16 protein-coding genes and 1 riboswitch are annotated in these 18,707 nt (G+C 53.2%); of the genes, 8 read left to right on the forward strand and 8 right to left on the reverse strand.

Annotation, left to right across the window (positions count from 1 at the left end; translation table 11 throughout):
* Positions 1-442 precede the first annotated feature (442 nt).
* Entirely contained in the window at positions 443-1,798 is a 1,356-nt protein-coding gene (gene mpl, locus EBAPG3_RS04820) for a UDP-N-acetylmuramate:L-alanyl-gamma-D-glutamyl-meso-diaminopimelate ligase (RefSeq protein WP_004174627.1), read from the forward strand.
* 42 nt (positions 1,799-1,840) lie between these two features.
* Here the strand turns inward: mpl and EBAPG3_RS04825 are convergent, their stop codons facing one another.
* The gene (locus EBAPG3_RS04825; protein ID WP_051048889.1) at positions 1,841-2,362 is read right to left on the reverse strand and encodes a DUF3617 domain-containing protein; all 522 of its coding nucleotides are present in this window, start codon (positions 2,360-2,362) and stop codon (positions 1,841-1,843) included.
* A gap of 336 nt (positions 2,363-2,698) precedes the next feature.
* Here EBAPG3_RS04825 and EBAPG3_RS04835 point away from each other — a divergent pair, with 336 nt between their 5' ends.
* Positions 2,699-3,352, forward strand: a complete 654-nt coding sequence (locus EBAPG3_RS04835; protein WP_004174623.1) for an ankyrin repeat domain-containing protein — start codon at positions 2,699-2,701, stop codon at positions 3,350-3,352.
* A gap of 331 nt (positions 3,353-3,683) precedes the next feature.
* Here EBAPG3_RS04835 and EBAPG3_RS04840 read toward each other — a convergent pair whose 3' ends face one another.
* Complete coding sequence (locus EBAPG3_RS04840; protein WP_004174619.1) at positions 3,684-4,955, reverse strand: cytochrome P450; 1,272 nt, start codon at positions 4,953-4,955, stop codon at positions 3,684-3,686.
* A gap of 66 nt (positions 4,956-5,021) precedes the next feature.
* Positions 5,022-7,166, reverse strand: coding sequence for a di-heme-cytochrome C peroxidase (locus EBAPG3_RS04845; RefSeq protein WP_040851147.1), 2,145 nt, complete (start codon positions 7,164-7,166; stop codon positions 5,022-5,024).
* Positions 7,167-7,490: 324 nt separating this feature from the next.
* On the opposite strand from EBAPG3_RS04845, the gene EBAPG3_RS04850 reads away from it, so the two are divergent.
* The 5 genes from EBAPG3_RS04850 to mgtE all read left to right on the forward strand — a co-directional run bounded on the left by EBAPG3_RS04850 (position 7,491) and on the right by mgtE (position 13,979).
* A complete protein-coding gene (locus EBAPG3_RS04850; RefSeq protein WP_004174613.1) occupies positions 7,491-9,347 on the forward strand; it encodes a ribonuclease catalytic domain-containing protein in 1,857 nt (618 codons plus the stop codon).
* 216 nt (positions 9,348-9,563) lie between these two features.
* Complete coding sequence (locus EBAPG3_RS04855; RefSeq protein WP_004174611.1) at positions 9,564-10,439, forward strand: energy transducer TonB; 876 nt, start codon at positions 9,564-9,566, stop codon at positions 10,437-10,439.
* 89 nt (positions 10,440-10,528) lie between these two features.
* Entirely contained in the window at positions 10,529-11,344 is an 816-nt protein-coding gene (gene aroE, locus EBAPG3_RS04860; protein WP_004174609.1) for a shikimate dehydrogenase, read from the forward strand.
* A 71-nt stretch (positions 11,345-11,415) separates the two neighbouring features.
* The gene (gene mtgA / locus EBAPG3_RS04865) at positions 11,416-12,114 is read left to right on the forward strand and encodes a monofunctional biosynthetic peptidoglycan transglycosylase (protein WP_004174608.1); all 699 of its coding nucleotides are present in this window, start codon (positions 11,416-11,418) and stop codon (positions 12,112-12,114) included.
* Positions 12,115-12,536: 422 nt separating this feature from the next.
* On the forward strand, positions 12,537-13,979 hold the full coding sequence (mgtE, locus tag EBAPG3_RS04870; protein ID WP_004174606.1) for a magnesium transporter: 1,443 nt from the start codon (positions 12,537-12,539) through the stop codon (positions 13,977-13,979).
* A 24-nt stretch (positions 13,980-14,003) separates the two neighbouring features.
* Here the strand turns inward: mgtE and lysA are convergent, their stop codons facing one another.
* Together lysA and lptM are read right to left on the reverse strand one after the other, a co-directional pair.
* Positions 14,004-15,257 carry a diaminopimelate decarboxylase gene (gene lysA, locus EBAPG3_RS04875; RefSeq protein ID WP_004174605.1) on the reverse strand — a complete coding sequence of 418 codons (1,254 nt, stop codon included), beginning with the start codon at positions 15,255-15,257 and terminating at the stop codon, positions 14,004-14,006.
* Positions 15,254-15,388 (reverse strand): LPS translocon maturation chaperone LptM, encoded by a 135-nt coding sequence (lptM, locus tag EBAPG3_RS15380; protein ID WP_004174603.1) that lies wholly within the window; start codon positions 15,386-15,388, stop codon positions 15,254-15,256. The genes lysA and lptM overlap by 4 nt, the downstream gene beginning before the upstream one ends.
* A 254-nt stretch (positions 15,389-15,642) precedes the next feature.
* A riboswitch (cyclic di-GMP riboswitch) is annotated at positions 15,643-15,751 on the forward strand.
* Between the two features lie 55 nt (positions 15,752-15,806).
* Between lptM and EBAPG3_RS15385 the strand changes: the two genes are divergently transcribed.
* Positions 15,807-16,484 (forward strand): PEP-CTERM sorting domain-containing protein, encoded by a 678-nt coding sequence (locus EBAPG3_RS15385; protein ID WP_004174600.1) that lies wholly within the window; start codon positions 15,807-15,809, stop codon positions 16,482-16,484.
* A 192-nt stretch (positions 16,485-16,676) separates the two neighbouring features.
* Here EBAPG3_RS15385 and EBAPG3_RS04885 read toward each other — a convergent pair whose 3' ends face one another.
* Genes EBAPG3_RS04885 through gmhB form a run of 3 tightly spaced genes read right to left on the reverse strand, consistent with a single transcriptional unit; the run spans position 16,677 to position 18,701 of the window.
* Positions 16,677-17,438 carry a M48 family metallopeptidase gene (locus EBAPG3_RS04885; RefSeq protein WP_004174598.1) on the reverse strand — a complete coding sequence of 254 codons (762 nt, stop codon included), beginning with the start codon at positions 17,436-17,438 and terminating at the stop codon, positions 16,677-16,679.
* Positions 17,401-18,171: a lysophospholipid acyltransferase family protein gene (locus EBAPG3_RS04890; protein ID WP_004174596.1), complete on the reverse strand. Its 771-nt coding sequence runs from the start codon at positions 18,169-18,171 to the stop codon at positions 17,401-17,403. The genes EBAPG3_RS04885 and EBAPG3_RS04890 overlap by 38 nt, the downstream gene beginning before the upstream one ends.
* The gene (gmhB, locus tag EBAPG3_RS04895; RefSeq protein ID WP_004174594.1) at positions 18,168-18,701 is read right to left on the reverse strand and encodes a D-glycero-beta-D-manno-heptose 1,7-bisphosphate 7-phosphatase; all 534 of its coding nucleotides are present in this window, start codon (positions 18,699-18,701) and stop codon (positions 18,168-18,170) included. The genes EBAPG3_RS04890 and gmhB overlap by 4 nt, the downstream gene beginning before the upstream one ends.
* Positions 18,702-18,707: the final 6 nt, after the last annotated feature.

Genomic DNA, 18,707 nt, shown 5'->3' on the forward strand with positions numbered 1-18,707 from the left:
TGAGTTACCATTTCCGGATTTATAAGTCTCGCATCATAGGTATGAGGGCGCGACAATACGTAGCCTGGTGGGGTCGGGTTATGAAAATCGCGGAAGCTTCGTATCAGGCCCCGGCGCTGGGCTGGCCTTGAAGATGAATTAACGAAGAGCAAAACCATAAGTGTAACAAAAAATGGAGGACAACCTATCGCATGCTTGCGTATAGATGCCAGCGAACCCTTAAACAGGTCGCTGCATCGCGCGCCCATGGCGGACTCACCCAGCTCCGGATTTGCCGGTAGGAGGGGATGGAATGCGCGATTGTGCAAGCGGCAGCTTGGTCCAGCCAGTTCCTCCGGTTATGCCAGCGATTTCGGCCCGCTGGCTGTTTCTTTGTGCAATAGCTGATAAAACGAACGTTGCTTTGTAGGCTGTCATAGTCCATTTATATTCAGGAGTTGCTTTGCATATTCATATTCTCGGCATCTGTGGCACGTTCATGGGTGGTATCGCGGCGATCGCGCGCGAAGCGGGCCATGAGGTCAGTGGCTGCGACGCAGGCGTTTATCCACCCATGAGCATCCAATTGGAGTCCCAGGGAATAGCGCTGATAGAAGGGTTTTCTCCTGAACAAATCGGATTGAATCCTGATTTGTTCGTAATCGGCAATGTGGTAACCCGCGGCAATCCCCTCATCGAGGAGATCCTCAATCGCAATCTTCCCTATATTTCCGGTCCGCAATGGCTCTCCGAAAATATATTGCGCGACAAATGGGTTCTGGCGGTCGCCGGGACCCACGGCAAGACCACGACCAGTTCGATGCTGGCATGGATACTCGAGTATGCGGGCATGGAGCCAGGATTCCTGATTGGAGGCATACCCCAGAACTTCGGGTTATCGGCCAGACTTGGCGGTTCGCCTTTCTTTATCATCGAAGCGGATGAATATGACACCGCTTTTTTTGACAAACGTTCTAAGTTTGTACATTTCCGCCCGAGAACAGCGATTCTCAATAACCTGGAATTCGATCACGCCGATATATTTGCGGATCTTGCAGCAATCGAGCAACAGTTTCACTATTTCGTACGCGTAATCCCCGGCAACGGCCTTATCGTCAGCAACGGCAAGGAACAAAGCCTGGAGCGTGTTTTGACCAAAGGATGCTGGACACCGGTGGAACGAGTAGGAGTCGCTGAAGGCTGGCACAGCGATATCCTGGGCGATGGCGGGATTGCGATTCGTTTCATGGATAAGGCCCAGGGAACATTACATTGGGAGTTGCTGGGAGAACACAACCGCATGAATGCGTTGGCTGCGCTGGCCGCTGCTCGTCATGCCGGTGTGCCGGCAAACGTCGCTATCGCCGCGTTGACACAATTCAAAAACGTGAAACGGCGCATGGAAATGCGCGGTGAAATCAATGGCATCAAGGTGTACGACGATTTTGCCCATCATCCCACCGCTATCCGGACAACTCTCGAAGGCTTGCGCAGCACGGTGGGGGGAACACGCATCATCGCTGTGCTGGAGCCTCGTTCCAATACCATGAAAATGGGCATATGGAAAGACAGCCTGGCGGATAGCCTTGCGGCGGCGGATCTGGTGTTTTGTTATATCGCCAATCTGGGCTGGAACGCGAAAGAAGCATTGAGCCGCATGGGCAGCCGGGCGGTGAGCCATGACAATCTCGAGCAGTTGATCGCAGCCATCGCGGCTGCGGCTCATCCCGGCGACTGTGTTCTCATCATGAGCAATGGTGGTTTCGGTGGTATCCATGAAAAGTTGCTCAAGGCGATAGGAGAAACCATTGCCAATTAATGGCTATGAGTTGTGACCGCTCTGAGGAGGACGAAGGAATGGTTAGCGTGGCGGCTTCACGGTTTCACAGCTTGCACTGATCCATCGGCCGCTGGTATCGGCCTGCTCATTGACGGGACGATCTTGTACAGTGCCCTTGAATATTGTCCATCCCGAAAAACTCTCGGGAGTCATAAACGTTCCTTCAGCTCTTCCGTTGCCCTTTAATTGGGGATTTGTACAGACGAGATCCATTGTGTAGCTGTTTTCCGTCCGGACTGCGTTTTTAAAACTGCATCCGGTTTGATTCTGATGAAAATAGGATGGAATTTTTTCGTCCGCCATTTGCTGGGTGATGCAGATTTTGGATGTTGCCGCTCCATTCTGGATCTGCGGCATATCCAGTCCGTATTGCTTGGCCAGGTTTGTCAATTGTTGCATTTGATCTGGGGGGATCTGGGGCACCAGGGCCAACAACATTGACGTTGTAGTGACTTCCCATAATCCGGGGCGTATGTTGTTCTCGGCCGCTCCTGCCACTGAAGCTATGGATAACAGGAATAATGATAAAAGGATTTTTTGCATCGAATCTCCTGGAACGGACGACATAAACGTTGAATGTGTATTAGATCAGATAAGCCCGAAGTATAGGAGTATTGTGACCTGGAGTTTGATCGATTTGACGCGGGATGGTTCGCTTTCCAGTAAGCGCTGGATTCAGGATAATTTCCCCACCTCTTCTTTATTGGCCGTGCTCCGAGAATCCGGGATTTTTAGCAAGAGGGTCACAGATAGCGAGAACGAGGTGCGAAATGGTGCAATGGTTACTGCGGGGGAATGGAAAGAAGCCAGCGCAGTTTGGCATCTTCGTTGCCATCCGGAATTCTGAATCAGGAACATATTACCGCAAGGTGAACTGAAATGATCGGGTTGTGGAAATACCAGCATATTTTGAGCATCCTCCTATTCTGCGCTTCACCGGGCACGTGGGCGAATATGGGCGATAGTGATCTTATCACTGCTGCCGGGAACGGGAATGTTTCCCGGGTCAAGGCGCTGCTCGCGACCAAAGCCAATGTGAATGCCAAGACGGATAATGGCACCACCGCATTGATAGCGGCATCACAGAATGGCTACGAAGAGATGGTGAAGGTGCTGATAGAAGCCAAAGCGGACATCAATGCGAAGACAAGCAATGGCACCACCGCATTGATGCAGGCGTCGCAGAAAGGCCACAGGGAGGTCGTGCGCGAGCTGCTTGCCGCTAAAGCCGATGTGAATGCCAGGAGGGGCGACGGTGCCACGGTATTGATGCAGGCTTCGCAGGAAGGACATTCTCAGATAGTACAAATGCTGCTCGCCGCCGGGGCCGATGTGAATGCCCGGCTGGATAATGGCGCAACCGCATTGATGCTGGCCTCGCAGATCGGTCACGCGGGCGTCGTACAGACGCTGCTCGCGGGCAAGGCCGATGTGAATGCCAAAGCGGGCAATGGCGCCACAGCGCTGATGCTGGCATCGAAGTATCGCCACCAGGGGGTGGAAAAACTCCTTAAGGAAGCGGGCGCCAAATAATCCTGAATCCAGCGGTTTATCGTCTACCTTACAAGATCAGCATCTCGATCCACAAAGACCGTCGTGTTACGTAATCTTCGCTCTCAGGGTTCCCAGATCATCGCATGAAGAATCCCGCGAAGCGGGATCGGGCAGCGCAGGAATGGCGTGATCGCCTTTCATGGCGTCCGTATGCCGTTGCACGGCGCACCCTTCCGCATCGCTGTATCTGCTTCCCTAAAAACCGCGCCCGGACTTGGAAGGATAACGCAAACAACGCTCGGGTGGCCCTGAAGAATCTCCCAATTTGCGGACAGCACATTTCATGGAAATGTTTAATCAGGAAATCCCTTTAGGTCCAGGAAAGGTCATACTGCTCCGGGAAGGGGCCGGACTTGTAGTCAATCGGTGCATTTGCCTTGATATCCTGCCGTCTCAAGACCTGGCGTACCATTTCGGGGATCATGACCATTCCAACGTAGCGTCCCAGGCATTCATGGCTGCCGAAACCGAAATGAAAATAATTGTACCAATTCCGTTGCGGAATAAATTCATCTGGTGATTCAAATGCCCGTTCATCAAACATTGCCGACAGGGTCACCGGCAAAACATAAGTGCCCGCGCGCAGAACGGTGGCATATCCCGTACCCTTGGCCGCGGTGTAGTCACTCGCGGTCGTGCGAAACAAATAGGGGGTAATCGGGACGAAGCGCAGAGCCTCCCAGACGATGCCATCGAACTCGGCGGGAGTATCCTTTTGCGCGGCGGCCTTGGCCTTCTCAAGCCATTCCGGATGTAGCATCAGATATTGGATGATCTGGGCAACTGCCTGCGAAGTGGTCTCGATTGCACCAATCAGAAGGCCGCCGGCATTGAGTCCTAGCCGCTTGATATCGAAATCCAGCTGTTTCGGATAATCTGTCCGCAACATTCTGGTTACGATATCATCATCCAGCCGCACCAGGGTTGAAAGCGTTATTTGCTCTGCTTTTACCTGGAGCGTGCGGCGGGCAATAAGTTCGAAGATGAACATGCCAAGTGCTTTGGAGGTTTCATCATGGCGATCAATGATCTGCTGGGATTTTTCCGGGGGCAGCAGGTCGAAGGGCTGATTATGGAAAGTATCCCATTGGTTCCAGTAAGACCATTCGATCAAATCACTCCGTTTTGCTCCGGTTAACCCGAAATATTCCCGCACCAGCGTGGCTGGCACCATGCGGCAATAATTGTTGACCAGCTCGACGTTGCCATTGGCAGTGTCGAGTATTTCCTTGGAGACGTTCGCCACCATTTCGCGCACAGCAGGCAGATCGTCGCGATTCAACATGCATTGCATCAGTGATTTTTCACGCGTATGCAGGGCATCATCGTCATGCATCATCAGGTAATCAGCCATTTTCGGAACATAGGGCTTAACCGTGAATACCTTTGGCATGCTCAGCACTTCCCTAACATCGTCGAAGCGCGTGACCAGAGTAAATTTGGGGGTTATCAGAATAGGGCGTTTTTCACGCAATTCCTTAAAAAACGGTAATGGCTCTGTGTCTATCCAGCGGCGCGCCAACGGAGATTTGTCTGCATCGGCAGCGGCGTCATACTGCTCCAGGTAGTGACTTGCGCTCATCGGTAGCTCCCTATGATTTATGGATGATAGATATCAAAAATGCGATAGCCGGAAATCAAGAGTGGATCATAGCGTTTTCAGGTATTCCAACAGATCGAGGCGTTCTTCTTTGGACATGGGATATAGGCATTTAATGGATTTATCCATAAGTTCGTCTTTAATGGTTTCATCCGTGCATTGATCCTTGATCTTTTGATCCACAGGGCCGTCAGACTCGTCTGCGGTACGTCTGACACCGTAGTCGTGTCCGGCGTTGCTATTGCCGCGAATGTCTGTCTTGAATACGAAGCCCCCATATCCCGTACTTTTCAGGCCTACCTTGACAGGGTCGAATTCGCGTGAACCGACCTCAAACTCGTCAGGTCGATACTCGCCATCTTGCGGATCTCCCGCACGTCTTTTCGGCAATAGCAAATCATAGAGTGTCGGTACGGAGCCATTATGCAGGTAAGGCGCGGTTGCCCAGATGCCATTCAGCGGCCGTGCCTTATAAGATTTCAAGGATGCGACTGGATTGGCCGTGGTGTCCGGATCGTAATCCCCGTGCTTGATCGATGGTTTGATCTCGTTATGGCGGAACCCTGCCGCCAAATTGGAAAGCCAGTCGATCCAGCGGCGCAAGAACCATTTGTCCTGATCAGGAGTAGCGACAACCCCGATAGTCGCCCGGGTCAGCAAGGCTGCAACCGGAGCTCGCCGATCCAGCAGGACATCGCCCACACTCATGCCAACATACTGATTGCGCAGAATGCCGGAGAAACCTTGGTAACTTACGCTATTTTCGGCCATCTGGGGATCCGTGCCCACATCGCTTGAGCTTGACATGTGTGCCACGACGCGGCGATCTGGATCGTCGCGCTGGATTCTTGCATGACAGCTCACGCAATGCTTGTTGAACAAGGATCTCCCATTCGCAAGGCGGCTTTTGTCAATGGGCGGAAAGATATCCTCCGGCCATAACGGAGATTGCAGACTCAACAGACGCGCTTCGATAAGGCGTAGGTTATGGACGTCAACGGAAGAATAATAACTGATGTGAGGGCCATAGAAGCCCTGCCCGTTGATGAAGGACGACAGCGAAAACCCTTTTCTTTCCGTCCAGTCAAGTGAACCGAATACGCCTATTGCCTCTCCTGTATTGCGTGCGATCGCCTTCAGCCCGGCATTTTCCGTGAGGCCGTTCCATTGAACATAATCATGCTGAGGGGTATCCCACAGAAATGGGTAGCTTACGGGTGCATCAGGCGGATTGAAGAGCTTCTTCCGTAAACGCCCGAGTGCTTCCCAGCCATTGTTTTCGTTCAAGGTCCTCACGATGTTCTGGACAATATTATCCCGTTCAACCCCGCTGAGAACAGTACCTGCATCGCTTGTTATCGCTTTTATCTGTTCCTCAGTCATCGCGTGTTCTCCCATTATTCTGGGATCACGCAACAGTTCCTTAAGCTCTCTTATGTTGATGACATGTTCCAGAACCCTGTTGTAAATGCGTCCGAACGCATCCAGGCGCGCGTAGCCGTAATGGAGGTTGCTGTAGTTGATCGTAATATAGCTGGCGAGACGCTCGCGATATTTTTTGAGGTCTGCGAGCACCTCGGCCTCCGTCTTGTAATTGCCGCGAGACAAGACATTTTTCACAAACCGGTTCCGGGCCTCCTCGTTTTCGAGGGTTGCTATCAAGGCGCGGACGATATCCGCCATGAAGGTTTCCATATCGGCACTTGCCGGGCCGCCATCAATCCGTATTCCCTTGCCCTTATAGTTTATTTGTCCGGTATGGCAGGCGGAGCAAGTCAAGCCGAGATATTCCTTACCCTTGTAGTCATCCTTGACGAATCCGACAGGCAGCCCATCCGGGTTGCTGGAAGTGATCTTCTGCGGCAGATAGCGGTAGCGATTCATGTTCTCGTTGGAGCGAAACGGCTCGGATTTGCCGACCTGCTCCAGTGCCAGGAAAAAATCGTAGGGCATCATGTTGGATCCCTGCGTGATGGTGTAAAACCAGAGGCTATCGGCGGGTGTCCATCCTTGATCAAGATACTTTACCGCCGTAAAGCTGTCGCCAAAAACATCCTGCTTTACGGTGGTTGCACCCCTGTCCGGATCAGCCTCGAGTGCCGCGCAGGCTGGCAGGAGCGTGATCATGAGAACTAGTACAGGAATAAAAAATGTACGTCGCTTTTTTTTCAGCGCGATTGAGAATTGGTTCACGGTATCCCCTTTATGGCGAATGCGGTCTCTTGTAAAAATTATTATAGTCGATTCCTGGAAAATATCTTGTCATGGATGAGCTTATATCGAGATCAGGAACGTTGTCATGGAGAAACTCGCGGTCAGTAGCGAAACCCGCGCATAGTGCAGCCTTTTCCGGTAGGCTGGTTAGCGCGGTCAATGCGGGACGGATCCTGTCTGGTTCGCCTGATCTCGTTGAAAGTGCGTTTCAAGTTATAATTCAATGGTCAATCCTTCCAAGCATCATGTTCCGTTCGCGACGATCATGATTTTTACCGGCGGCGCCCGCAAAAATACCATTTTATGAATGTTTTTTACGAAGAGGAAGGTACCTTCAAAGTAGCCACAGTCCTTGCTGACAATACGACATCGCTGCAAGTGGAGGCGCCTCACGGCAAGCGCGCAAAGATAAAGGCAGCCTCGGTACTGCTGCGGTTTGAGGCACCCTCGCCGTCCGAATTTATGGATCTCGCGCAGAAAATGGCGGAGGACCTTGATCCGAATTTTCTCTGGGAGTGCTGCGAGCGTGAGGCCGAGTTCGCCAGCGATGCATTGGCTGCGGATTATTTCGGTCACACAGCAAAGTCCGAGGAAGCGGCCGCGGTGCTGATCCGGTTGCACAGCGCGCCCATATATTTTTATAAAAAAGGTCGGGGGCGCTATAAAGCCGCGCCATCGAAAGCATTGGAGGCGGCGCTTGCCGGCCAGGAAAAGAAGCGCCTGCAGGTGGAACAGCAGGCTCGCTATGTGCAATTACTAAGCGCGTTTACCCTGCCGGAAGAATTCAGGCCGTTGTTGCGCAACCTGCTCTACCGGCCCGACAAGAATACCGTCGAGTGGAAGGCGCTGGACACCGTTTGTGCTGCAACCAAGCTAAGTGTTCCTGCCTTGCTCGAAAAATGTGGCGCGATACCGTCTACGCATGACTACCATGTCAACCGGTTCCTGCTGGAGCATTTTCCCGAAGGAATCGGCTTCGGCGTGCCGGACGCGGGCGGCGAATTGCGCGACCCATCAGATTTGCCCCTGGCGGAGGTGGTGGCGTTCAGCATAGATGATGCCACCACGACCGAAATTGACGATGCCTTTTCGGTCACGCCGCTGACTCTGGGAAGTTTTCGCATCGGTATCCATATTGCCGGGCCCACATTGGGCATCCCGCCGGGTTCCCTCCTGGATATGGAGGCCGCACAGCGTCTTTCCACCGTATATCTTCCGGGCAGCAAAATCACGATGCTGCCGGAAGCGGTGATACATCACTACACATTGGGTGAAGAACGGCTATGCCCGGCACTTTCAATGTATATAGACGTGGCGGACGATTTCACTGTTATGGGTACAAACAGCCGCATCGAACGAGTAAGGATTGCCGCCAATCTCAGACACGATGCGCTGGAGGAACACTTTAACGAATATACCCTGGCGGCGGGAAGCCTTGATCACCCTTTTGGCAAGGCATTGCTGGCGCTATGGAAGTTTGCCTGCAAGATGGAAGCGGTTCGCGGCAAGTCCAACGACGGCAATAATGAGAAAATCGATTATAGCTTCCACGTCGAGGATGATCGTGTCACCATCAGCGAGCGCCGGCGGGGTTCGCCGATCGATAAGGTGGTATCGGAACTGATGATTTACGTGAATACCGAATGGGGCAAGCAACTGGCCGATGGCGGTATCGCCGGCATCTATCGCAGCCAGGGTGGCGGTAAGGTCAGGATGAGCACCTCTCCCGCGCCGCACCAGGGGTTGGGTGTTTCTCAATATGCCTGGATCAGTTCGCCGATGCGCCGCTATGTGGATTTCATCAATCAGCGGCAACTGGTCGCGCTGCTGCGGAAGGAGACGCCGCCTTATACCCGGGACAGTGATAGTCTGCAGATATCCATGCGCGATTTCGAAGCGGCTTATGAGATCTACGGAGATTTTCAACGGAGAATGGAGCGCTACTGGTGTCTGCGCTGGCTGTTGCAGGAGAATATCAGTATAACGGGAGCGCAGGTACTTAAGGAAAATCTGGTGAAGCTGGATCGCCTTCCTTTGGTCGCGCGGATAACCTCATTGCCGGAAATGCCACCGGAAACGACCATTGAAGTGGAGATTTCCCAGATAGATTTGCTGGAGCTCACCTTCCATGCAAGATTCCTGCGTAAACTGGATGCATAGTTTAATTGTTCACCTTGTGACGAGCGCATCGTAGTTATTTTATAATAAATACCGTTCCTAAAAATCCATCGGCTTAATTTTATACGCGCTTGCGACATCGAACCCGAATCCGGCAGTTGCCCATCCATTCTTTGTTTAACGTCATGACTCATAATAAATTTCCGCCCCATTTGACCTTCACCTTTTTGGTGAGCTCGTTCAACTACCGGATTTAGGTTGAGCGCTACTCCAAATATATCGGATTTTAATTCAGCCTCGGTCCGCGGATGGCTGGCAAGCCCTTCGTCGCGCCTGAACGTGACGATATTGATTTCGGTGATTTTTCACGCGATTGTTTTGTTCGGGATCACCCTCAAACTCCCGCATCTGGAAATCGGCAAGGCCGCTGTGCCACTGGAAGTCGTGCTGGTCCACGGTAAATCTGCATCGAAATCGCGCAGTGCGGATATGCCGGCCAAAACTAGCCTGGATGGCGGAGGTAACAAGGCCAGTATGCCGCTTCCCTTGTCGCCGGAACACGTGGTTGCGCAAGCGGAGCAACTTGAACAGGAAACGGAACAACGGATGACTGCGGTGGATAGTGAAGACACTTATCAAATACAGCTTCCTTCTGATAAGTCCGAGCAAAACCGCGCCGGGATTAACGGTAGCGACCTGGTTCAGCGCAGCCTCGAGATCGCTCGCCTGGAAGCTCAAACCGCACGGGACTCTGCAGCTTATCAGCGCCCTCCAAAACGCAGATTTATTGGTGCTCGCACGCAGGAATACCGCTTTGCCCGCTATGTCGAAGATTGGCGCCTCAAAGTGGAGCGAATCGGCAACATGAATTATCCGGAAGCGGCAAGGCGGGAAAAACTCTATGGAAACCTGCAACTCACCGTTGGTATCAGGTCTGACGGCAGTCTCGAGTCGCTTGAAATAAATCGCTCGTCGGGAAAGAAAGTTCTGGATGAAGCGGCAGTACGCATTGTCCATTTGGCGGGACAAAACGGATTTGCTCCCTTTCCGCCGGACATCAGTCGGGATACTGATGTCCTGCATATTACCCGCACTTGGGCGTTTACCCCTTCGGACGAGCTGACCAGCCAATAAAGTCCGCAACCTCGCACCTTGCCCTGTACTCCAGGAACTGCACGCTTCATCCTGTCCAAGTGCCGGATTTAGATTAATTACCCTATCTCATGACTGATTTCTATGCCGTCATCGGCAACCCCATTGCCCACAGCAAATCACCCTGGATTCATGCCGAATTTTCGCGGCAGACGGGCCAGGATATGCAATATGAAGCGATACTTGCGCCGGTGGATGCTTTCGCTGCAACGGTGGCGGTTTTCCGGGAACGCGGCGGTAAAGGCATGAACGTGACGGTTCCGTTCAAGCTGGAAGCCTGCAAGATTTCCCGGCGTTTGACCAGGCGAGCCGATGTCGCTCAAGCGGTAAACACGCTCGTATTCAGTGCCGATGGAATTCTCGGGGACAATACCGATGGAGCTGGACTGGTGCGTGACATTATGATCAATCTTGAATTCCCTCTCGCGGGCAAGCGGATATTGTTGATGGGCGCGGGCGGAGCGGCCCGGGGTGTGGTGCTGCCGCTGCTGGAACATTCACCAAGTGTTCTGACAATCGCCAATCGCACCAAACAAAAAGCGCACTTGCTGCAACAGCAATTTTCCCGCTACGGAAATATCGTTTCCGGCGATTATGCGGATCTCGGTGGAGAGAAATTTGATCTCGTCATTAATGCCACGTCCGCCAGTCTGAAGGGCAGGGTGCCACCCTTGCCCGCCGGTATTTTTGCCGATGAATCGATGGCTTATGACATGATGTATGGCGATGGACGCACTCCTTTTTTGCAATTCGCAAAGCAACAGGGCGCGTCGCGTCTGACCGACGGCATCGGGATGCTGGTGGAGCAAGCAGCGGAATCCTTTTTCCTGTGGCGTGGGATAAGACCGGAGACTGATCGGGTGATTAGAGGGTTAAGGAATCTCTGAATACGTTTTCATTCTTTCAACTTTTCCCCAAGATCATATGCCTGAAAATTTAACCGCGTCATCGCCGTTGCATGCACAACTTCATTAAGCGCTGGTTATGGCGTCTCTTCCTCCTCCTCACCGGCGCGGTATTTGTCTATCAGCTATGGATTCTGGGCCATGTTGTTTATTGGAATTTCTACAATCCCTCCACCAGTGCGTTCATGCAGGATCGGTTGGATGAATTACGGGAAAAAAATTCCACAGTGTCATTACGCACCCAATGGACGCCTTATGAGCGGATTTCCCCTCATCTCAAGCGTGCGATCATAGCTGCAGAGGATGGCAAGTTCCTGGAACATGAGGGGTTCGATTTCGAAGCTATTCAGAAGGCCTACGAAAAAAACCTGAAAAAGGGCAGGCTGGTTGCGGGGGGGTCCACCATCAGCCAGCAGCTTGCGAAAAACCTGTTTCTTTCCGGCGAAAGAACGCCGTGGCGCAAAATCCAGGAAGCCGTCATCACGTTGATGCTGGAAAAGGTGATGTCCAAACGACGCATCCTGGAAATCTACCTGAACGTCATTGAATGGGGAAATGGAGTATTCGGTGCGGAGGCGGCTATCCGTCACTATTATGGCGTTTCCGCTTCTTCCGTCACCGCGGAACAAGCTGCCCGTCTCGCCGCCATGGTTCCGAGTCCGCGATTCTACGATCGTAATCGCAATACACCGTGGCTATTGAGGAAAACTGATATCATCCTTAGCCGCATGGCATCCGCCCAAATTCCCTGACGATTTTTCGGCACTTCATCCGGCAACAGGAGCCATACTTTGCGTTCATTCTCCTCCCTGTCATAATATTCGCCCTGCATTCCAGATCCCTCTGCAAACAGGCAATTCTGCCGCGCCAGTATCGAAGTGCGTCAGAAATACCGGCACATAACCGTTTCGGATAGGGCGTACAAATGAGGGCCCGACATCCGGCGGGAAGTGAAGGAGCGCATATTATTCATGAGTGACGAATAATTCTGAATCCGCCTGTGGCGACTTTGCAATACAGTGACACTCAGCGATGAAAGAAATCTTTTTGAATCATGACACTAAAACGAAATATGAGCAGTGAATCGGTGGATTTAGGATAATATGGCATAGCGGCAATTCAGCCAATTTCAAGTAGCGGCACTCTAGACGCAGTACACCAGGGCGATCGGGCGATGACTAAAGCAAATACCCTCGGGGAGACCGAAGATCTGCAAGAAAACTTGCGGCGCCTGACGCATCTACTGCATAAACACAAGCTGGTGGAAGGTCTCGTGCATACCCAGCAAATGCCGCGCCAGGAACTGGTCGAAGCTTTGGTGCACAAGCAGAATCTGGCGGAACTGCAAAATCTGCTCGACAGGCTCCACCCCGCGGACGTTGCGCATATCCTGGAAGCCATGCCTCTCGAAGATCGCCTCATGATCTGGGAACTGGTCAAGGCAGAGCGCGATGGCGAGATTCTTCTGGAAGTTTCCGACGCGGTTCGCGAAACACTCATCGCCACGATGGACAGTGGCGAAATGCTGGCGGCAACGGGTCAGCTCGATGCCGACGAAATTGCCGATCTTGCGCCCGATTTGCCACGCGACGTCATGGAGGATGTGTTCCAGTCGCTGCCGATGGAGGAGCGCGAGCAGTTACGCGCCGCCATGTCCTATCCGGAAGATGCGGTTGGCGCGCTGATGGATTTCGACGTGGTGACTATCCGGGAGGATGTGACTCTGGAAGTCGTGCTGCGTTATCTGCGCCGGCTGGATGAGCTGCCTGACCATACCGATCAGTTGTTTGTGGTGGACCGGGATGAGCATCTGAAAGGAGTGCTGCCGGTGAACCGACTGCTGGTAAGCGATCCCGATGCCACGGTGGGATCAGTGATGGCCAAGGAAATGGTGAAGCTTCATCCCAGCGATAATGCTCATCAGGCGGCGCAGGCATTTGAGCGCTATGACCTTGTTTCCGCTTCGGTGGTCAATGCGGAGGATAAACTGATAGGCCGTGTTACCGTCAACGCAGTGATGGATTTTATCCGCGAGCAGGCGGAAAGCGAAGCGTTGAACCTGGCGGGTTTGCGGGAAGAAGAGGATTTGTTTGCGCCAGTATGGAAAAGCTTGAAGAACCGCTGGACCTGGCTGGCCATTAATCTCGTAACCGCATTTATTGCATCGCGCGTGATCGGTGTATTTGAGGATTCCATCGAAAAGCTGGTGGCGCTGGCGGCGCTCATGCCGATTATTGCGGGTATCGGCGGCAATTCGGGCAATCAGACAATTACGATGATCGTGCGCGCCCTCGCTTTGGGCCAACTCAATGCAGGCAATGCGCGCAAACTGTTTGCCAAGGAGATTGGCGTGAGTGCGGTGAACGGTGTGGTATGGGGTAGCGTAGTCGGTTTGTTCGCCTTTTTCATTTACGGCAGCGGCTCTCTTGGACTGGTGATGACGCTGGCAATGATGTTGAATTTGTTGCTGGCGGCTTTATTGGGTGTATTGATCCCGTTGACTCTGCATAAACTTGGCCGCGACCCGGCGGCGGGTTCCAGCGTGATGATTACCGCCGTTACCGATAGCGGGGGTTTTTTCATTTTCCTGGGGCTCGCAACCCTTTTTCTTGTTTAGGGGGAATTGCTGGGTAAGTTCCGTTCAGGGAAGCATTTTCTCGCCGGCAAGCAGTTGCTCCAGGGATTCGCGTTGGCGAATAAGGTGAACGTGGTCACCATCCACCATGACCTCAGCGGCACGGGGGCGGGTATTGTAGTTTGAGCTCATGCTCATGCCGTAGGCTCCGGCGGACATAATGGCTAGCAAGTCGCCCTGAGACAATGCCAGCTTCCGGTCATGCCCCAAAAAATCGCCTGTTTCACAAACGGGCCCGACAATCTGATATATTTTCTCATCGCCGCCATTCGCAATAACCGGCAGGATTTCATGGTAGGCGTCATAGAGTGCCGGACGCATCAGGTCATTCATGGCGGCATCCACGATGGCGAAATCCCGATGCGGGGTATGTTTGAGATACTCGACGCGCGTAAGCAATACACCGGCGTTGCCCACCAGCGCGCGGCCAGGTTCGATAAGGATGCGCTGGTTACGTGGGCCGATCGCGGCACACAATGCCGTGACGTAGTCTTTCGCCGCGGGCGGATTTTCTCCCAAATAGCGAATGCCGAGACCGCCGCCCAGATCCAGATGATCGATAGTAAATCCCAGCGTTTCAAGGCGAATCAACAGGCCAAGTATTTTCCCGCAAGCTTCGACAAAGGGGCCCAGTTTGGTCAATTGTGAGCCGATATGGCAATCCAGTCCGCTGATGCGCAAGTTGGCAAATTCGCGTGCGGAGGCATAAAGCTTCTCCGCCTCTTCGAAGGGCACACCAAATTTGTTTTCCTTGAGACCAGTGGAAATATAAGGGTGCGTCTTTGCGTCCACATCGGGATTGACCCGCAGGCTCACCGGCGCGATTTTATTCAACTCACCCGCCACCCGGTCCAGCACGGCCAATTCCGCTTCCGATTCCACGTTGAAACAGAATATTCCCGCAGCAAGCGCCGCCCGCATCTCATCCGGTTGCTTGCCCACTCCCGAAAACACCACTTTTTGCGGATCACCGCCCGCTTTCAGCACTCGCTGGAGTTCTCCCCCGGAGACAATATCGAAGCCGCTGCCGAGACGGGCGAGTAAATTGAGAATAGCCAGATTGGAGTTAGCCTTGACTGCATAGCACACCAGATGGTCGCGTCCGCCGAATGCGGCGTCGAATTCCCTGTAAGCCGCAACGAGCGCCGCGCGTGAATAAACATAGCAGGGCGTGCCGAATTCGCGGGCAATGCGATCCAGTTGAACCGATTCACCGTACAGCCTCCCATTGCGATAATCAAATGAAGGAAAACCACTCACTTCTTTTTCACTTCGTCCGGGGATTGCTGCGATGACTGCGCAGGTTGTTCTTGCGGAAGATAGAGAGGCCCCTTCAGGCCGCAGCCATTGAGCAGCAAGAGCAGCAGGGAAGCGGTGCAGAATTTATGCATGGAGCGATACCGGAATGATGGATATGAAATGAAATACTAACATAAAGGTCAAGAATCTCTGAATGAGCCTCCCCAGGTCAGCCAGCAATCAACGGAGAATTTTATTCAGACGATTGGCAGCGTCATTGCGGCTTGCAATTCTTTTATCGATCTTGCACTGATAGGTGTCTTCCTCCATGGCATGCGCCTAATAGCTCATGCATATAAATCCCGGCGAAGCATTTGCTGTCATTCTCTTCCATTAAGCTTTTGACGTACCGTAAAGCCACACCCGTTGCGAGACGGGGCCGGAAAATCCAGGATCTGCCAAAACCATCGCTTGCTGAAGAAACCGGTCCGCATGCAGATAGCCGGAGTGCCAGTATGCCATTGTTTTACACCATAAATCTTTGAAACCAAATTTTTGGGAGGGTCGCTCATGAGTTATCTAAGACCATTGCCGGGCTTGCTGTTTGCCCTCGCGATATCGGTTTATCAGCCGCTCGGATACGCGGCGGTATCAACCTCTTATAGTTTTGCAAATATCACGCATAACAACGCGGGAGCCGAGGCGGATGGGGAAGCGAACCTCAAGGTTGAGGTGATAGATCTTGGCAGCCATCAGGTGAGATTCAATTTTACCAACACTTCCACTTCTTCCCTGACCGATGTCTACTTTGACGACGGTACGCTTCTCGGGATTGCATCCATTACGTCTTCATCGGGAGTGAATTTCTCGCAAGGGGCCAGTCCGCCCAATCTTCCCGGCGGCAATTTAGTCAGCCCCGCTTTTGTGACAACCGCCGGCTTTCTGGCGGATTCCAATGCACCTGTCTCGGGGAACGGTGTTAGCCAGGGTGAATGGCTCGCCATCGATTTCGACCTGACTGGCGCTCAGACATACAGCAGCGTTATCAACGCGCTCGCACTCCCGAACAATGGCGGAACCGGCGACTTGCGCATCGGTTTGCATCTGCAACGGTTTGCGAGTGGTGGCGGCAATGAGAGTTTTATCAACCTATCTTCTCCTATTCCTGAACCTGAAACCTATGCCATGTTCATGGCTGGCTTGAGTCTGATGGGCTTTCTGGCGCGCCGCCGTAAACCCCTTGAATAGGGCCGGTCCTGAGACACGGAGGGGGACGCCCCTCTGTGTTTTTCAGTGCCTGGAAGTCCGCGTCGCCAAATTCCTTGAGCAGTTAGACCTAACGAAGCAGTTTCTTAGCCTCGTTGTCCATCGCCCTTTTTTTATCGAAACGGTATCTATGAATCATACCTGTACAGGATGGGCAACTATCGGACGTTGCTATCATCCAAGCCTCTTCAACTCCTTCCTCGCTGCCACATAATCCGGATAGACGCGTCCCACCGTTTGCCAGAAAGCCGGCGAGTGATTCATCTCGATGAGGTGCGACAATTCATGCGCCACGACATAGTCCACCAGATGAAGTGGCATTTGAATCAACCGCCAGTTGAGATGGACAATGCCATGTGTGTTGCAACTGCCCCACTGGGTTCTGGCGCGCGATAGCCGCAACTGCGGCAGCGCAACGCCGAGCTTATCCGCATACAGCGCGATTCGTTCGCTGAAGCATGCGATTGCTTTGTTGCAATACCAGTCCATTACGATTTTTTCGATTTGCCGTGGGGTTAGGACGGAAAGCAGCGGCAATTGCATCTGCCTGTCTTCAGTTCCTGTCTTCATCGTTGCCCGAGTCATTTGCGTGACCCCGGCAGCTCTCGCCGCCAACTGCCAGGGTTCGCCCAGCAGCGGGAAAATGGCTCCTTCTTCCCATACCGGTTCGTACAATTTTCGAGTTCTCCATTCATCGAGTTTTTCCACCACCCAATCGGCCTTGTTTCGCAATACCGATTCGACCCAGTGCAACGATTCTCTTAATGGAATGCGGACGGTCAGGCCCTCGCTGTCAATTTTCATGCCGATCGTTCTGCGTTTGCAGCGCTTGAGCGTATAAGCGACTTCCTTGCCGTTCAAACAGACACGGCGGATTTCGTCTGCGGGCGCTGTCCGCTTATCCTTCGGCGTTCGGGATAGTTTTGCTGCCGTCATATGCCTCCTGATTCCGGTCGCCAACATGAATCATTTCCGTCTCGATCCAGGTTTCCACCATGGCATTGAGAGCGCCGGGCTCCATGCATCCGGGATCTATCGGCGCGCCGACGCTCACGGTAATCGTGCCGGGATGTTTGATGAACGCATTCTTGCCCCAGAATTCCCCCGCATTGTGCGCAACCGGAACCACCGGTGCGCCGGTATGCGTGGCGAGCCATGCACCGCCAATGTGGTATTTACCTTTTTTCCCCGGCGCAATGCGCGTGCCTTCCGGAAAGACCACGATCCAGAAGCCCTGCCTCAACCGGTCTTTTCCTTGCTCGACGATTTGCTTCAGCGCCGTTTTTCCCGAGCTGCGATCGATCGCAATGGGGCTGTTCATTGCCAATCCCCAGCCAAAAAACGGCACGCGCAGCAGCTCTTTCTTGAGCACCCACACCTGGGGTGGAAAGATCTGCTGAAACGCGAGGGTTTCCCACGCCGATTGATGCTTGGACAGTATGATGCTTGGTGCTTGCGGGATGTGTTCCGCGCCGATAACGCGATACTGTACGCCACAGATGACGCGCAGCAGAAACAGCATCAGATGCGCCCAGCCGGAAGTGATGCGGTAGCGGTTTATGGGCGACAGCGGAAACGCAGCGAATACAATCAGGAAATAAAACGGGGTGATGACGATCTGCAATAGGCTATATAGCGTCGAACGCAGCACCGGCAGGATCATATTCATTCTGTCAATGCATCAACGGCCGCTGCAAGGTCACGGAATATCCGGGTGTTTTCCGGCAGCCCGCCCTCCGCTTTCGTTCTTTTGCCTTTGCCGGTCAGTACCAGGACCGGAATCGCGCCCACCGCCGCCGCAGCCTGTAAATCACGCATTGAATCGCCGATTGCGGGTACCCCCCCCAGTTCCAGGCCAAAGCGCTGAGAGATTTCCTTGAACATCCCGGTTGCGGGTTTGCGGCAATCGCAATTATCCGCAGTGGTATGCGGACAGAAAAACATTGCATCAATGCGTCCACCCGCCTGGTTTGCCGCTTTCCACATTTTATCATTGATTGCGTTGAGCGCGGCCATGTCCAGCAGTCCCCGGCCGATGCCGGCCTGGTTGGTGGCGACCACCACCCGATAGCCCGCCTGCGTGAGGCGGGCTATCGCTTCCAGGCTGCCCGGAATCGGCTTCCATTCATCCGGTGTTTTTATAAATGCGTCGCTGTCATAATTGATGACACCATCTCGATCGAGAATGACCAGTTTCATGATAGG

The sequence above is a fragment of the Nitrosospira lacus genome (assembly GCF_000355765.4).
Classification (GTDB): Bacteria; Pseudomonadota; Gammaproteobacteria; order Burkholderiales; family Nitrosomonadaceae; genus Nitrosospira; species Nitrosospira lacus.

Bases quoted from the DNA above. Each gene is read 5' to 3' on its own strand.
- EBAPG3_RS04825 (WP_051048889.1), bottom strand. From the start codon at position 2,362: ATGCAAAAAATCCTTTTATCATTATTCCTGTTATCCATAGCTTCAGTG.
- EBAPG3_RS04835 (WP_004174623.1), top strand. From the start codon at position 2,699: ATGATCGGGTTGTGGAAATACCAGCATATTTTGAGCATCCTCCTATTC.
- EBAPG3_RS04840 (WP_004174619.1), bottom strand. From the start codon at position 4,955: ATGAGCGCAAGTCACTACCTGGAGCAGTATGACGCCGCTGCCGATGCA.
- EBAPG3_RS04850 (WP_004174613.1), top strand. From the start codon at position 7,491: ATGAATGTTTTTTACGAAGAGGAAGGTACCTTCAAAGTAGCCACAGTC.
- aroE (WP_004174609.1), top strand. From the start codon at position 10,529: ATGACTGATTTCTATGCCGTCATCGGCAACCCCATTGCCCACAGCAAA.
- mtgA (WP_004174608.1), top strand. From the start codon at position 11,416: ATGCACAACTTCATTAAGCGCTGGTTATGGCGTCTCTTCCTCCTCCTC.
- mgtE (WP_004174606.1), top strand. From the start codon at position 12,537: ATGACTAAAGCAAATACCCTCGGGGAGACCGAAGATCTGCAAGAAAAC.
- lptM (WP_004174603.1), bottom strand. From the start codon at position 15,388: ATGCATAAATTCTGCACCGCTTCCCTGCTGCTCTTGCTGCTCAATGGC.
- EBAPG3_RS15385 (WP_004174600.1), top strand. From the start codon at position 15,807: ATGAGTTATCTAAGACCATTGCCGGGCTTGCTGTTTGCCCTCGCGATA.
- EBAPG3_RS04885 (WP_004174598.1), bottom strand. From the start codon at position 17,438: ATGACGGCAGCAAAACTATCCCGAACGCCGAAGGATAAGCGGACAGCG.
- EBAPG3_RS04890 (WP_004174596.1), bottom strand. From the start codon at position 18,171: ATGAATATGATCCTGCCGGTGCTGCGTTCGACGCTATATAGCCTATTG.
- gmhB (WP_004174594.1), bottom strand. From the start codon at position 18,701: ATGAAACTGGTCATTCTCGATCGAGATGGTGTCATCAATTATGACAGC.